General features: G+C 39.3%; 12 protein-coding genes. 8 read left to right on the top strand and 4 right to left on the bottom strand.

The annotated features are described in order from the left end of the window. The first annotated feature begins 246 nt into the window (after positions 1-246). The 8 genes from C9I86_RS04480 (at position 247) to C9I86_RS04445 (ending at position 10,161) form a co-directional block, all read left to right on the top strand. Positions 247-663, top strand: a complete 417-nt coding sequence (locus C9I86_RS04480; RefSeq protein WP_080157841.1) for a CBS domain-containing protein — start codon at positions 247-249, stop codon at positions 661-663. A gap of 169 nt (positions 664-832) precedes the next feature. Further along, a complete protein-coding gene (locus C9I86_RS04475; protein WP_107275784.1) occupies positions 833-2,284 on the top strand; it encodes an MATE family efflux transporter in 1,452 nt (483 codons plus the stop codon). 323 nt (positions 2,285-2,607) lie between these two features. Then, a complete protein-coding gene (locus C9I86_RS04470) occupies positions 2,608-4,023 on the top strand; it encodes a DASS family sodium-coupled anion symporter (protein WP_107275750.1) in 1,416 nt (471 codons plus the stop codon). A 30-nt stretch (positions 4,024-4,053) separates the two neighbouring features. Further along, the gene (locus C9I86_RS04465) at positions 4,054-5,379 is read left to right on the top strand and encodes an ATP-binding protein (protein ID WP_107275749.1); all 1,326 of its coding nucleotides are present in this window, start codon (positions 4,054-4,056) and stop codon (positions 5,377-5,379) included. An 11-nt stretch (positions 5,380-5,390) separates the two neighbouring features. Further along, positions 5,391-5,864: a response regulator gene (locus C9I86_RS04460; RefSeq protein WP_080157838.1), complete on the top strand. Its 474-nt coding sequence runs from the start codon at positions 5,391-5,393 to the stop codon at positions 5,862-5,864. 144 nt (positions 5,865-6,008) lie between these two features. Then, the gene (locus tag C9I86_RS04455) at positions 6,009-8,579 is read left to right on the top strand and encodes a zinc/cadmium/mercury/lead-transporting ATPase (RefSeq protein ID WP_107275748.1); all 2,571 of its coding nucleotides are present in this window, start codon (positions 6,009-6,011) and stop codon (positions 8,577-8,579) included. A gap of 390 nt (positions 8,580-8,969) precedes the next feature. Next, complete coding sequence (udp, locus tag C9I86_RS04450; protein WP_080157836.1) at positions 8,970-9,737, top strand: uridine phosphorylase; 768 nt, start codon at positions 8,970-8,972, stop codon at positions 9,735-9,737. Positions 9,738-9,930: 193 nt separating this feature from the next. Beyond that, the gene (locus C9I86_RS04445; RefSeq protein ID WP_107275747.1) at positions 9,931-10,161 is read left to right on the top strand and encodes a hypothetical protein; all 231 of its coding nucleotides are present in this window, start codon (positions 9,931-9,933) and stop codon (positions 10,159-10,161) included. Positions 10,162-10,272: 111 nt separating this feature from the next. Here C9I86_RS04445 and C9I86_RS04440 read toward each other — a convergent pair whose 3' ends face one another. The 4 genes from C9I86_RS04440 to C9I86_RS04425 form a co-directional block, all read right to left on the bottom strand. Next, positions 10,273-11,439 carry a Card1-like endonuclease domain-containing protein gene (locus C9I86_RS04440; protein ID WP_080157834.1) on the bottom strand — a complete coding sequence of 389 codons (1,167 nt, stop codon included), beginning with the start codon at positions 11,437-11,439 and terminating at the stop codon, positions 10,273-10,275. 302 nt (positions 11,440-11,741) lie between these two features. Continuing rightward, the gene (locus C9I86_RS04435) at positions 11,742-12,392 is read right to left on the bottom strand and encodes a LysE family translocator (protein WP_107275746.1); all 651 of its coding nucleotides are present in this window, start codon (positions 12,390-12,392) and stop codon (positions 11,742-11,744) included. Between the two features lie 264 nt (positions 12,393-12,656). Beyond that, positions 12,657-12,848 (bottom strand): hypothetical protein, encoded by a 192-nt coding sequence (locus C9I86_RS04430; RefSeq protein WP_080157832.1) that lies wholly within the window; start codon positions 12,846-12,848, stop codon positions 12,657-12,659. 167 nt (positions 12,849-13,015) lie between these two features. After that, a complete protein-coding gene (locus C9I86_RS04425; RefSeq protein ID WP_107275745.1) occupies positions 13,016-14,185 on the bottom strand; it encodes a MalY/PatB family protein in 1,170 nt (389 codons plus the stop codon). Between the last annotated feature and the right edge of the window lie 15 nt (positions 14,186-14,200).

Here is a 14,200-nt window from a genome sequence, read left to right as displayed (position 1 = left end):
ATTTGGGTGGGTTAGAGATAATAAAACGCTTACCTTTTGAGTAAGCGTTTTTTTTGATGTGTAAAAGTGTTAATTATCATGTTGTTACCATTTTTTTTGATAAATATGTTTAAAATGGAACATTGATATTTAGTAAAACCAGATATTTAGACTTAACTTAATGTCATAGGTACAGGTTTATTTTAAACAGCATATCAAAGGATTAAATCTGATCCACAGCAGGATACAGTATGGTGGGGGGAAGCTATGGAATCACTAAAAGTAAAAGACTATATGAATATTCGTCCGGTTACATTTACTGAAGGTATGTCGTTATCCGCAGCATTAGATAAATTACTAACAGCGAAACAGATTGGTGGACCGGTTGTTAATGAGCATAAGCAAGTGGTCGGTTTTATATCGGAACAAGATATGATCCATAAACTCCTTAAAGTAGGTTATCACTGCCAAGATAGTCATACTGTTAGTGAGTGTATGCGCGTTGATGTGTTAACCGTGTCTGGGGATGACACAATCATTGTATTAGCTGAAACCATGACTGGGCAAAAACCTAAAATATACCCTGTTGTTGATGATGGTCGGTTAGTGGGGGTTATCACACGTCGTGATGTGCTAACGGCAATTAGTAATCAGATTGGGGCTTGCTTTAAGCATCCATTGTGATCAATATATAAACATATTTGTAGATTAGTAACAAAAAAGGCGCTCAGAGCGCCTTTCTTTTTGATTGTTATGGCCTTATTTTCGAGTGTCATAATGCCGATTTGGAGATGTTGTGAACAAAGAAAATACAGCAGAGAATAGCCAAGCTAAATTTTTAACTGGTTCTATTATGCGCCACATTGTGGTGATGTCAGGAACGGGTGCGATTGGCTTAATGGCATTGTTTTTAGTTGATTTGCTCGATATGTTTTTTATTAGCATGTTGGGGCAAATTGAACTTGCTGCTGCCATTGGCTTTGCTGGAACCTTGGTGTTTTTTTCTACTTCTATTTCTATCGGTACATCGATTGCTGCGGGGGCATTAGTCTCACGCGCACTAGGTAAAAATGATCGTCAACAAGCACGTATGATGGCCAGCAATGTAATGATTTTTGCCGTTATTATCAGCATTACTGTCGTGAGCTTGATGCTATGGCAGTTGCCGCTCTTGCTTGATTTAATTGGCGCGAAAGGGGCTGTAGCTGAAGCCGCTACTCAATATTTAGTGATTCTATTGCCCAGCGCACCATTTATTGCGATTTCTATGTCTGCGGGAGCGGCATTACGCGGGGTTGGCGATGCTCGACGTTCAATGATCGCAACACTTATTGGCGGGGGCGTTAATGCGGTCTTAGATCCTCTGTTTATTTTCGGTTTATCAATGGGTATGCAAGGTGCTGCAATTGCATCTGTATTTGCACGATTAGCTGTTATGTGTTTTTCCTTGTATGCCGTGGTCTATAAGCATCAATTAATAGCCAAACCTGATCTTACGAGCTTTAAACTGGCATTACCAACAGTGGCTAAAATAGCCTTGCCAGCAATACTTACCAACACTGCAACCCCTATTGGTAACGCTGTTGTGACCAGTAATATTGCCCATTTTGGTGAAAGTTTTGTCGCAGGTTATGCGGTTATTGGGCGCATTATGCCAGTTTGTTTTGCGTTGGTTTTCTCTTTATCTGGTGCTGTTGGGCCGATTATTGGTCAAAATTTTGGTGCTGAACGGTGGGATAGAATTAATCAAATCTTACGTGATGCAATGTTATTTACGGCGGTTTATTGCGTTGGTGTTTCGCTGTTACTTTGGTTTGGACAAGATATATTAATTGCGATGTTTAGCCTGACGGGTGATGCGGCTGAAATTGTCGGTATATTCTGTAGCTTTATTGCCGTGACCTTCATTTTTAATGGTGCATTATTTGTGGCAAATGCCGCCTTTAATAATCTTAATCGTCCAACATGGTCAACAGCATTAAATATAGGAAAAGCAACCTTAGGAACCATACCTTTTGTGTTAATTGGCGGACATTTGGCGGGTGCGGGGGGGGTATTAATGGGGCAGGCTGTTGGTTCGGTAGTGTTTGGTATTATCGGTTTTGGTTTGGTTATTCATCAAGTTAAGAAGATGGGACTGACACACGAACAACAACTATTGGATGACAATGATATTCTGACCCCATCGGTTCCTGTTACGGCGTTTTGTTCTTCACGCACCTACATGGGAACGGAAGATGTGTTAGAAGAAGTATTAGCGGCTGATATTGATCATAGTCGTAATACCACTGAGCTAAAAAAGTAGGTAATTGAGGTGATATAGGTTGTGTGAAGTGGCTCACATGCAGCTATGTTTTTGATAGAGATAGGATATTTTTTTGTCGAAATGTGATCATTGTTTTATCTAATGAGTGATTATTTCATCACTTTATTGATCTAACTCGATGAAATAAGAGCTATAGCCAGCGACAATAATAATACTAACAATTATTAGCTTGTAGATGAATGTTTATAGCGACTGCCGCTATTTGCCATTGTCAGTAATGTTAGTTTAGCCATTACACTTCACCTTTAGGTTAAGGAAAATAAAGGTGATGGCGTATTTATTGTTTAAGGGAATAATGCTCTATGCGTCAAAATCTTCGCTATATCATACCTATTTTAATTCCATTACTGATTTTATTGTTGCCCGCATCTGCCTTTCCTCTTGAAGGGTTAACGGTTATTCAACAACGTGTTATTGCTATTTTTTTATTAGCTGCATTGTGTTGGGTAATGGAGCCGATTCCTATTTATGCAACGTCTGTTGTGATTATTGTGCTGGAATTATTATTACTGTCAGATAAAAGCTTGTATCTGTTTCGGCTTGATCAAGGACAGCCTCATTTTGGCAATTTAATGAGTTATAGCGAAATAATGGCGACCTTTGCGAGTCCTATTATTATGTTATTTTTAGGCGGTTTCTTTTTAGCCATGGCGGCAACGAAATACCGTTTAGATGTCAACTTAGCGCGAGTGTTATTAAAACCATTTGGACACCAACCTAAATATGTCATGTTTGGCTTAATGCTGATCACGGCTATTTTCTCTATGTTTATGTCAAACACAGCAACAACCGCAATGATGCTCTCTATTTTAGCGCCAGTTATTACTTTGTTTAGCGCTAAAGATCCGGGCAAAATAGCGTTTGCTTTATGTATTCCAGTTGCGGCTAATATTGGTGGTATTGGCACGCCTATTGGTACTCCTCCAAATGCGATTGCGTTGAAATACCTGACCGGAGAAAATCTGATTACTTTTGGTGAATGGATGTTCTTTGGTGTGCCATTTGTAGCGGTGTTATTGGTATTTGCATGGTGGTTGATTAATAAACTTTATCCTGCCACTCAGCAATCAATTGAACTGACTATTCAAGGTAAGTTTCTTAAAACGCCAAAAGCGATCACGGTTTATGTGACATTTGCTGTCACCATTATTCTATGGTTAATGGGTTCAATGCATGGCATGAACTCTTATACTGTTGCATTAATTCCAGTAGCTATTTTCTCGTTAACGGGGATCATCAATAAAGAAGATCTTAAGAAAATATCATGGGATGTTCTATGGCTGGTATCAGGGGGTATTGCGCTTGGTTTAGCCTTGGATAAAACCGGTTTAGCAAAATTAGTCGTGCATAGTATTCCATTTGATATTTTCTCTCCTTATGTGGTCTTGCTTGGGGCGGCGATATTGTGTTTATTGATGGCTAACTTTATGTCACATACCGCAACGGCAAACTTATTAATGCCAATTATGGCGGCATTAGGAACATCGATGGTGTCGTTAACGCCTTTAGGTGGTGAAGTGACATTGATTTTAGTGGTTACTTTTGCAGCATCGCTTGGTATGTCATTACCTATAAGTACACCGCCGAATGCGTTAGCGCATGCTACAGGGCATGTTGAAAGTAATCAGATGGCTCGCGTTGGCGTTATTATTGGTATTGTGGGGGTGTTATTGAGTTTTGTGATGATTTGGGGACTACAGGTCATCGATCATATTTAAGGATAATGAACTTAATTCAAGGATGCTGGCATGAATCAACCAAAAGCATTGCGCCGAATCATCGATACCTATTTTCAAGATCCAACCATGACTATGGCTGTTGTCGCGGGCACAGAGGTGTTACGCCAAGATGGGTATAACGATCGCTTATATTGGGTAAAACAAGGTGAGCTATCGGGGTATTTAAAAAGTGAAGAAAATGATTTAAGTGCCCAAGTGTTTGTCGTGAAGGAAGGGATGTTTTTTGGTGTTCACAGTTTCTTTGCACAAACACGTGTCGCTTCAACGACAGTTGTTGCAGAAAAAGACAGTGAAATTGCTTGGATTGATTTATCAACTCAAGCGATTGAACCTGAACATTATGGCCCATTAGCGGAACAATTTATGCCAGTGATGGTGCATGAATTGGCAATGCGGCAAATGCTAACGGGAATTGCAGCACTAGAAAAAGAAAAAGCGTTGCAGAAACTGTATGCCACTGAACAAATGACGACTTTAGGGCAATTAGCCGCTGGTATTGCCCATGAACTCAATAATGCTATTGGTGTTATTAGCAGTAAAACGGAAAATATCCAAACCGCGATTAGTCAGTTTGTTGGTGATAACCAGCCACAAATGATGCCATTTTTACAACATGGTATCGATCATGGTCAAAGTATAAGCTCGGCAGAAGTTCGTGAGCGTACCAAGGTTTTACAGCAGCAATATCATTTGAGCCGAGAACAAGCACGTATCCTTGCTCGAGCATTACCGAGTGGGGATGTACCTGCTAATTGGCTTGTAGATATCAATGCCGCACTTGAATGTTGGGACACGGGACGTGATTTACGTGATATTCGATTGGCGGCTCGCCATGCCGCAAGTATTGTACGTTCGGTAAAACAACTTGGTGGCGGTGATCATGCCCGCATACCTAATGTTGATATCAATGATACGCTTCATAAATCATTAGCGTTATTACAAAGTAATTTGCGAGCGGTGGAGGTTGTGCTTAGACCTGCAATTTTACCACCAGTAACCGCAAGCGTTACTGAGTTGGTGCAGATCTGGGTTAATTTGATTAAGAATGCATGCGATGCAATGGAGCACACTGACAATCCACAAATTGAAATCGCGACTCGAAGTGTAAAGAATAAGTTGTTAGTTACAATCACTAATAATGGACCAATAATCGATGAAGCCACACGACGTAAAATATTTAATCCCAATTTTAGTACCAAAAAGGGTGGATTATCATTTGGATTAGGATTGGGATTGGCCATTGTTCAACGTATTGTGAATAGCTATGGCGGCACAATAGTTGTTAAAAGTGATCACCAACATACGACATTTAGAATTAAGCTACCGATAACGTAAGGGACGGTTATATGGAAAAAATCACTATTATTTGCGTTGATGATCAACGTGAAGTGTTAAGTGCAGTATTAAAAGATTTAGCTGAATTTGAGCCATCTTTTTTATTGGAAGAGTGTGAATCAGCCGATGAAGCATTAGCGTTGATGGATGAACTGGATGCTGACGGTCAGTTTATTGGGGTAATTATTTCTGACCATGTTATGCCCGGTAAAAGTGGCGTTGAATTGTTAACCGCAGTGGCTAACGATAACCGCTTTATTCATACTAAAAAGGTGTTATTAACCGGTCAAGCAACCCATCAAGATACTATTGCCGCGATCAATAAAGCCCGTATTGAAAGCTATTTTGAAAAGCCATGGGACACTGAGGTATTGGTTAACTGTGTACGAACATTAGTGACAGAATATATTTTTGATATGGGGTTAGATTATACGCTTTGGGGTGATGTGCTTGATAATACAATAGTTTTACGTCGTTTACGTTAATTTATCTCTAAGGGTGCAACAGTATTTTTACTTATTTATGATAATTATTATCACTTAACTGTGATGAGTTGCTTGACCTTGGTCTTAACTCAAAGGTTTATAATCAAAAATAGTAAAATCGAATAGCACCCAAGGAGAACGATGATGTGTGCTCAATGTAATAATAAAAAAGATCATATTCATACTGCAAAATCAACCGTTGCAAATAAAGCAACGGTTACTATGGTTGCTGCAACAACGGATTGCTGTTCAAGTGTCAGTGCTGATTGTTGCTCGACCAATAAAGATTCTGAAGGGTATGGTGATAATGACACTGAAGGTCCTGCGGCAGGTGGTTGTTGTTCAGCGACAACACATGATGCGATCCATCCGGTAGCCAAGAAAAACAGCTTTACCATTACAGGTACGCATATTTCTGATTGTGATAAGCCTGCCCAAAATAATACACACCATGATCATGGTGTAGATGCCACGCGTACGCACCACCATGATACTCATGATCATAGCGAACATGTTCATACGAAACAGTGTTGTTCAACACCAGCGATGAGTAAAGAACAAGAATTAGCGTTAGAAGCTTCTCTAACCAATAGCGCTCATGGCAAGACCTTTAGCTGGAAAGTACTAGGCATGGATTGCCCTAGTTGCGCAGCTAAGCTTGAAAAGTCCATTATGTCATTAACTTCAGTCGACACGGCTAAGGTGATGTTTGCGACTGAAAAGTTGATTGTAAATATTCATGATAATCAACAAGCAGATATTGAAAGCCTAAAATCTGAGATCGAAAATAAATCACAACAGACAGGTTTTATCTTAGTTTCTACTGCTACAAAAACCGCAGATTTACCTACTCAATCTTTTTTACATCAACATCTCTCTGTGATCGTTATTGCAATGATGATGGTGATTGCCTTTATTTTAAATAAAACGGTTTCGGCAGAAGCAGGGTTGTTAGCGTTTACGTTGACGACCATTGTTGGTTTATTCCCTATTTTGAAAAAAGCGATTATTTTAACTAAATCAGGAACACCGTTTTCAATTGAAACATTAATGTCGGTTGCCGCTATTGGCGCTTTGTACCTTGGTGAAACTGCAGAAGCGGCAATGGTTATCTTTTTGTTCCTTATTGGCGAACAACTTGAAGGTTATGCGGCTTCTCGTGCGCGTAGTGGCGTCAAAGCATTAATGGATTTAGTACCAGAAGAAGCCACTGTTATTTTGGCTGATGGTACTAAAACCAAACGATCAGCAGCGGAGTTAAAACCCGGTGATGTGATTGAAGTGGTACCGGGTGAACGTTTACCCGCAGATGGTCAAGTGTTGGATGTTATCGCCAGTTTTGATGAAAGTGCGTTAACAGGGGAGTCCGTGCCTGTTGAACGTACACCGGGCGAAAAAGTCATGGCGGGTAGCATGGCATCCGATAAAGTGGTGCGATTAACCATTATTTCAGCGCAAGGCGATAATGCCATCGATCGTATTTTGCATATGATTGAAGATGCTGAATCACGTAAAGCACCATTAGAACGTTTCTTGGATAAATTCAGCCGTTGGTATACGCCAAGTATGATTTTATTGGCTGCGCTGGTGGTTATTATTCCACCACTGGTATTTGGTCAATCGTGGGATGAGTGGATTTATAAAGGCTTAGCATTATTATTGATTGCTTGTCCGTGTGCATTAGTTATCTCTACTCCCGCAGCGATTACATCAGGTTTGGCTGCGGCGGCACGTCGTGGTGCATTAATTAAAGGGGGAGCGGCGTTAGAACAACTGGGTCATATTGAAGTGGTTGCGTTTGATAAAACAGGTACGCTGACTGAAGGTAAACCTGTTGTAACAGATATGATTTGTTGGGATAACGACGACGAGAAATTATTACGTCAAGCTGCAGCGATTGAAGCGGGTTCATTGCACCCATTAGCGAAAGCCGTGGTTAATCGCGCGCAACAACAGCAGGTCACTGTGGTTGAAGCAACGGAGCGAGAAACCTTGGTTGGTCGTGGTATTCAAGGTATCACCGAAGGCGATAAGTTCTTATTATGTGCCGCTGATCGTTTACCACAAGATATTGTGCTCACTGAAATACAACAACAGCAAGCAACAGCATTAGAAAATGAAGGCAAAACGTTAGTGGTTGCTGTTCGTAATTCATACCCTGTTGGCTTGGTAGCATGGCGAGATAATTTACGTGACGATGCATTAGTTGCGATTGAAAAACTTAAACAGCTTGGTATTAAATCCGTAATGCTAACGGGTGATAATACTCGGGCTGCCGCTGCAATTGCGAAAGAGATCAATATTGATTTTCGTGCCAGCTTATTACCTGCTGATAAAGTCACTGAAATTCGTAAATTGAATGACGAACATAGTGTTGCCATGATTGGTGATGGTATTAATGATGCGCCGGCAATGAAAACTGCAACTATCGGTATTGCGATGGGCGGCGGTACTGATGTTGCACTGGAAACTGCTGATGCAGCGATTACGCATAATCGTTTGGCTGAATTGCCTGTAATGATTGAGCTGTCACGTGCAACGTTAAATAATATTCGTCAGAACATTGGCCTTGCTCTTGGGCTTAAAGGTATTTTCCTTGTCACAACGATATTGGGTGTAACGGGACTGTGGGTCGCGGTATTAGCGGATAGTGGTGCAACAGCATTAGTGACTTTAAATGCGTTACGCTTATTACGTTTTAAACCTAAGCAATAATTGGGTGAATAAATAATATTATTCGCTGAATAACGAAGAGCAGAATGGTTTCAATACCATTTTGCTTTTTTATTTATAGTTATGATTGAATACCAATAAAAACGGTAAACGTTATGCTGAAGTTACGATTTTTTTTGTGATGGGCTCGATAGGAAAACGTTTTGTTGTGATCTCTGTTCAATTATTTTGTAACTAAAAATTATATTGCTTTTGTTTAATGTGATTTAACTCACTAAAAACAGTCTCAGCTTCCGTTATCTTTACATTAGATTTTGACAGACGTTGTTGTTATGTTGCGTATTACGTTTGCTGTCAAAAAACACAATAATTAACGATAATTATCCATCTCTGTTCCTACAATCAGAGCGATTAAATTTAAAGGGTATCATTATGTCTGACAATAAAGTGTTCCACCTAGGTGTTAATAAAGCGGATCTTAACGGTGCTGAGTTAGCAATTATTCCTGGTGATCCTGCTCGTGTAGAAAAAATTGCCAACCTAATGGAAAACCCTGAATTCCTAGCAAGTGCACGTGAATACACAGTATACCGCGCGCAGTTAGATGGTAAGCCAGTTGTTATTTGTTCTACTGGTATTGGTGGTCCATCAACATCTATCGCTGTTGAAGAGTTAGCACAATTGGGTGTTAATACTTTCCTTCGTGTAGGTACAACAGGTGCTATTCAACCAAACATTAACCCGGGTGATATGATTGTAACTACGGGTTCTGTACGTCTTGACGGTGCAAGCCTTCACTTTGCACCAATGGAATTCCCTGCGGTTGCTGATTTCACTGTTGCAACAGCAATGAAGCAAGCATGTGATGATGCTGGTGCGACAGTGCATACTGGCGTTACCGCTTCTAGTGATACTTTCTACCCAGGTCAAGAGCGTTATGACACATTCTCAGGTCGTGTAGTACGTCGTTTCCAAGGCTCTATGAAAGAGTGGCAGGAAATGGGTGTGCTGAACTTTGAAATGGAATCTGCAACACTATTAACTATGTGTGCAAGTTCTGGTTTACGTGCAGGTTGTGTTGCGGGCGTTATTATTAACCGCACTCAAAAAGAAATTCCTGATCACGCAACATTAAAAGCAACTGAAGCGCGCTCAATTAAGATTGTTGTTGAAGCTGCACGTCAGATGCTAACTAAATAATACGTTTTCAATAACGCGATTTATTTAATATGTATGTTAGAAAGCCGATAGATTACTGTCGGCTTTTTTGCATTAAAAGCGCACAGGTATAATGAAAACAATACGATAATGCTATGACTTAGTGGGGGAGTTTAACCATTAGGTTGTTTTTGTTGTAGAATAGTATTTCGTTGAGCTTAGTGAAGTTATAAACATGATTGATTATAAAATTATATTTCCAAATGGACATCAAGCGACCATAGCATTACCTATCTCTCCTGTATTACAGATGAAGATTGCTTACTTAGATGATGTGTTTGTTGTAAGAGATATTATTGCAACTGTAGGGGAAAATATGACCATGGTAACACTTGTCTTAGATGAGGGTCAGCACCATACACAGAAGCCACAAGCTGCAGGAATTGTTTTTAATCGACTTGGATAATTCACGCCAAACAGCATTAAGCGATTCTCAAAATTTGATGAAATAAAAAGGCCTTTAAGAAGGCCTTTTTTGATCGTTACTCTTTTTTACTAATGCAAGATGGCTCGCGATTTAGGCTGGGTTATGAGCTTGACCACCAGCACCTTTAAGCCAATCATGTAGATGAGTGTATAACTCTCCTAGTTGATCTGGACCAATGATCGCTAATCCTAAATCTTGAGCTCGAACGAGGTCATGGTGACGTAAAGGACGGAAGCTCACTAGCATTGCACGTGCTTGTAGGCCACCTAGCAAGTCACGTAAAGATTCTAGTTTGTACAAGGTATCATCGCCATCATCGCGCATACCTTTGGTCTTACATTCAATGATGTGCAGTTTATTATTGACGATAGTTGCTACATCAAGTTCATTACGTACTTCACGCTCACCAATTTTACGGTAAACCTGCACACCTAAAGAGTGATCTTGAATAGTGGGTAACTCATTTTGAATCGCACGCACTGTACTGTGAACAAGGCTTTCTAACCACTCGCCATTAGCAAATCGACGTGCCTCTTCATGTTTAAATGTCAAAATACCATCGTGATATGTTGCAAGGCCTGTTTCTTCGAGATCGGTTAGAAGTGTACCAAGTTCTTTATAACCTTGCTGTTTTTCACTTAACTCAACAGTTAGCACTTGTTCTTTACGACATGTAGTTGCTAGGTAGTTAAGCGTTGCTAAGCCTGGGCCTAATTCTAATGCAGAACTCGCCCAACGTTGGCCCAGTTCCCATAACTGATCGTTAAGAGATTCTGGCATTGGATTATCAGATAACTCACAACGCGCACCAAAAATAGTTAAATAATCAGAAATTTGAATACGATCTTGTACTTGTTGTTGTTCGCGATCATTGGGGAATAACCAGCACATTTCATCACTGAATGGTTCAATGACATAGATTGGCCAATGAAAAGAGCGGAAAACTTCATAAGCGGATAATAAACGGTGACGTAAACCACAACTTGCATTAAACCAAACATCACGGCTGTCTTGTTTTAATTGGTCGGCAAGTTGGTTCAAACGTTGTCTAATTTGAGTGACATTGATAATGTCGGGAATAATGAAAAATTCAACAATAATATTACGTGAAGTTAAAATAGAAGCGAGTCGATCATATTGTTCTTGTTGTTTTTCAGTACCAATAAATATCATTTTATCGGCAGGTACGGCTTCGTCTAATAATGGAGTGATCAGGCGGACTGGATCCTGATCAATAATGCCAACGTGAGTAATCATAATAATCCTTAATGCGCCCGACATACTGGGCGTAATGTTGTGATGCGCATTAAATAAAAGAAATGCAAAAGTAAGCGTGCGCACACATCTATAAGGTAAGTATATGAGGTTTTTTAGTGTGAAATTCAAGTCAAAATTTAAAGGCTAAGAATTCACATATAAGGCGAAAATATTACTTATTCAGTTATTTTGTCTAATAGTCTATTTTTAATCGTTTTTTTTACTTAAATATCGATAATTTCTAAAACGCCATCATTATTAATGGCGTTTTTTTTGTTGAAAACATAGTTACCAATATTAAATTACATGCTTGGTGGGGTTGGTAATTGCGAGGCTAATAGCCAAATAGCCAGTATGAAGAAGATTAAACCCATAAATTTATGTTGGTTATTTCGGAATTTTTCATTTTTAAGCAATGACTGGCCGAATACGCCAATGGTTGTCACGAGAAATAAATTAAATAATAACCCTAAGACATTAAGTAATAATCCAAGTACTAACATTTGTTCACCCGATGATGTTGCAACATGGGTTGAAACAAATTGCGGTAAAAACAAAACAAAGAAAATGAGTGCTTTAGGATTAAGTAGATTAGTAAAAACAGCTCGACGATAAAGTGTCGATGCCATTTTATTTGAATGCTCTAATTCTTGAGGGGCGTCATCTGGATGAGTGCGCATGCAATCCCAACCCATTTTCAATAAATACGCGCCGCCAACTAAACGTAAAACATGTAAAGCGATTGGATTCATTGCTATAAGCGCAGAGACACCAAGAGCCGCTAAAATAGTTAATAAAATACCAGAGGTTGCATTACCTAAACTTGCATAAATACCGACTTTGCGACCGTAAGTTAAGCTTGAGCTGGCAATAAGTAGCATGTCAGGTCCTGGAATGAGTAGTAGAGCAATCACAGCGGTGAGGTAAAGAGGTAATACATTTAAATCAATCATGGTAAAAACAACGTTATAGTGTAGAAGTCTATATTTTACACAATAAATAGTTCCAATCCATGAGTTACAAGCAATAGAGGGTGTTTTTTACTGCTTTGACTTGATTATGTATGTTAATCGTCTGTTTTACGTTATTGAGTTGTTAATGGCGATGGTTTTTTTGGAAATGAAGCTAGGTATAGGACTGATCACTAACAATAAAAAATACCGTTGATGTGATCAGTGAATGATTGGCTTTGTTGGTCTATTTTTGACTAACGTTGATTATGCTTTCTTGCTGTGGAAATGAAAACGCTCATGAAAGTAAGCTTTTAGATGCTCTTCCATATTGTGAACTTTATTATCAATCGCATCGCACAGTACAGCATCATTATTCATTGCATTTACACGGTTGATAACCATTTCTTCGATGGCGGATTTTTGTGCTTCTGTTAGTTGCGTTTGTTGAGTTGTCATGGTGTGTTTCCTTGAAATATAACGATATGATTAATTTTTATTATATCGTTAATATTTTACGACTGAAATGATTGTAATTAGAGATTACTTTTATGGGGTAAGCATAATGCATTAGGGTTATAAGACTTACCCTAATGCATATTTTGAAGATGTATCTGGTGTGCTTTTTACTTTAGTACGGTACGTAGTCGATTAATTTTTTCTTCTAAAATAGATGTTGGACAACCAAGATTTAGACGAATAAATCCACTACCATCTCGGCCAAAGCCATATCCCATTGTTGGAATAACACCTGCTTGATGTAGTGTATTTTCTAGGGTTTGATCATCTAATCCCATTGCTCGACAATCTAGCCATGCTAAGTAAGTCGATTCTTGAACTCGATAGGTTACTTGCTTAAGCTCATTACGGACAAAGGCTTCAAGAATTTTGTTATTCTCTTCTAAATACTTAACTGTTTCATCTACCCATGCGTGACCATTACGGTATGCTGCTTGATTGGCAATAATGCTAAATGCGCTATACACATCGATACCATAGGCAAGTAATTTAGTTTTTAATGCTTGGGCTTCTTTCTCATTTGGGATCATAGTATTTGTTAAGCGCATTGACGGTAAGCCAAATGTCTTTGTGCCAGCGATACATACTGCTAATTTATCAAAATATTTAGAGTCTACGCGCAAACAGCTGTAAAACTTACTGCCAGTGAAGACGATATCAGCCCAAATCTCATCAGAGATAAGATACACACCATATTGATGACAAAGTTGGCAGACCTTATTGACTTCTTGTTCTGTCCAGACTCTGCCTCCTGGGTTATGTGGATTACAGAAAATCATAATCTTGACGCCACTTTGAAATTGCGTTTCAAGATCAGTAAAGTCAATGGTGTAGTAACCGTCATTATTAATTAAACTGGATTCAGCAACAGTGCGGCCTGTATTTTCAATAGTACGATAAAAAGCATGATACACAGGGCTTAAAACCAAGACTTTATCACCCACGTGACACCATTGTTCTACTAGCATTGCTATAGCGGGTAGGCTACCTGGTGTTGTATGGAACCATTCTTTTTGTAATGTCACTTGATGACGTTCAGCCCACCAATCAATGACAGAATTAAAGTATTCATCACCGCGCTCAGAATAACCAAAAATGCCATGATCTAAGCGCGCTTGTAGCGCATCAGTAATAAATGTAGGGGCTTTAAAATCCCAGTCTGAGACCCAACTTGGTAAAGCTTCTCCTTTCGGAACACCAAGCCATTTTTCCATATAATCCCATTTTAAGCTGTCTGTACCATAGCGATTAATAATTGTATCAAGTTCGTGTGCCATAATTTCCTCTCGTAG

The organism is Photobacterium sp. NCIMB 13483, from assembly GCF_003025475.1.
GTDB lineage: Bacteria > Pseudomonadota > Gammaproteobacteria > Enterobacterales > Vibrionaceae > Photobacterium > Photobacterium piscicola.
The sequence above is the reverse complement of the archived record's forward strand: the minus strand, read 5'-3'. Positions and strand labels throughout refer to the sequence as shown.

Coding starts and splice junctions, on each gene's coding strand:
- C9I86_RS04480 (WP_080157841.1), top strand. CDS start 247: ATGGAATCACTAAAAGTAAAAGACTATATGAATATTCGTCCGGTTACA.
- C9I86_RS04475 (WP_107275784.1), top strand. CDS start 833: ATGCGCCACATTGTGGTGATGTCAGGAACGGGTGCGATTGGCTTAATG.
- C9I86_RS04470 (WP_107275750.1), top strand. CDS start 2,608: ATGCGTCAAAATCTTCGCTATATCATACCTATTTTAATTCCATTACTG.
- C9I86_RS04465 (WP_107275749.1), top strand. CDS start 4,054: ATGAATCAACCAAAAGCATTGCGCCGAATCATCGATACCTATTTTCAA.
- C9I86_RS04460 (WP_080157838.1), top strand. CDS start 5,391: ATGGAAAAAATCACTATTATTTGCGTTGATGATCAACGTGAAGTGTTA.
- C9I86_RS04455 (WP_107275748.1), top strand. CDS start 6,009: ATGTGTGCTCAATGTAATAATAAAAAAGATCATATTCATACTGCAAAA.
- udp (WP_080157836.1), top strand. CDS start 8,970: ATGTCTGACAATAAAGTGTTCCACCTAGGTGTTAATAAAGCGGATCTT.
- C9I86_RS04445 (WP_107275747.1), top strand. CDS start 9,931: ATGATTGATTATAAAATTATATTTCCAAATGGACATCAAGCGACCATA.
- C9I86_RS04440 (WP_080157834.1), bottom strand. CDS start 11,439: ATGATTACTCACGTTGGCATTATTGATCAGGATCCAGTCCGCCTGATC.
- C9I86_RS04435 (WP_107275746.1), bottom strand. CDS start 12,392: ATGATTGATTTAAATGTATTACCTCTTTACCTCACCGCTGTGATTGCT.
- C9I86_RS04430 (WP_080157832.1), bottom strand. CDS start 12,848: ATGACAACTCAACAAACGCAACTAACAGAAGCACAAAAATCCGCCATC.
- C9I86_RS04425 (WP_107275745.1), bottom strand. CDS start 14,185: ATGGCACACGAACTTGATACAATTATTAATCGCTATGGTACAGACAGC.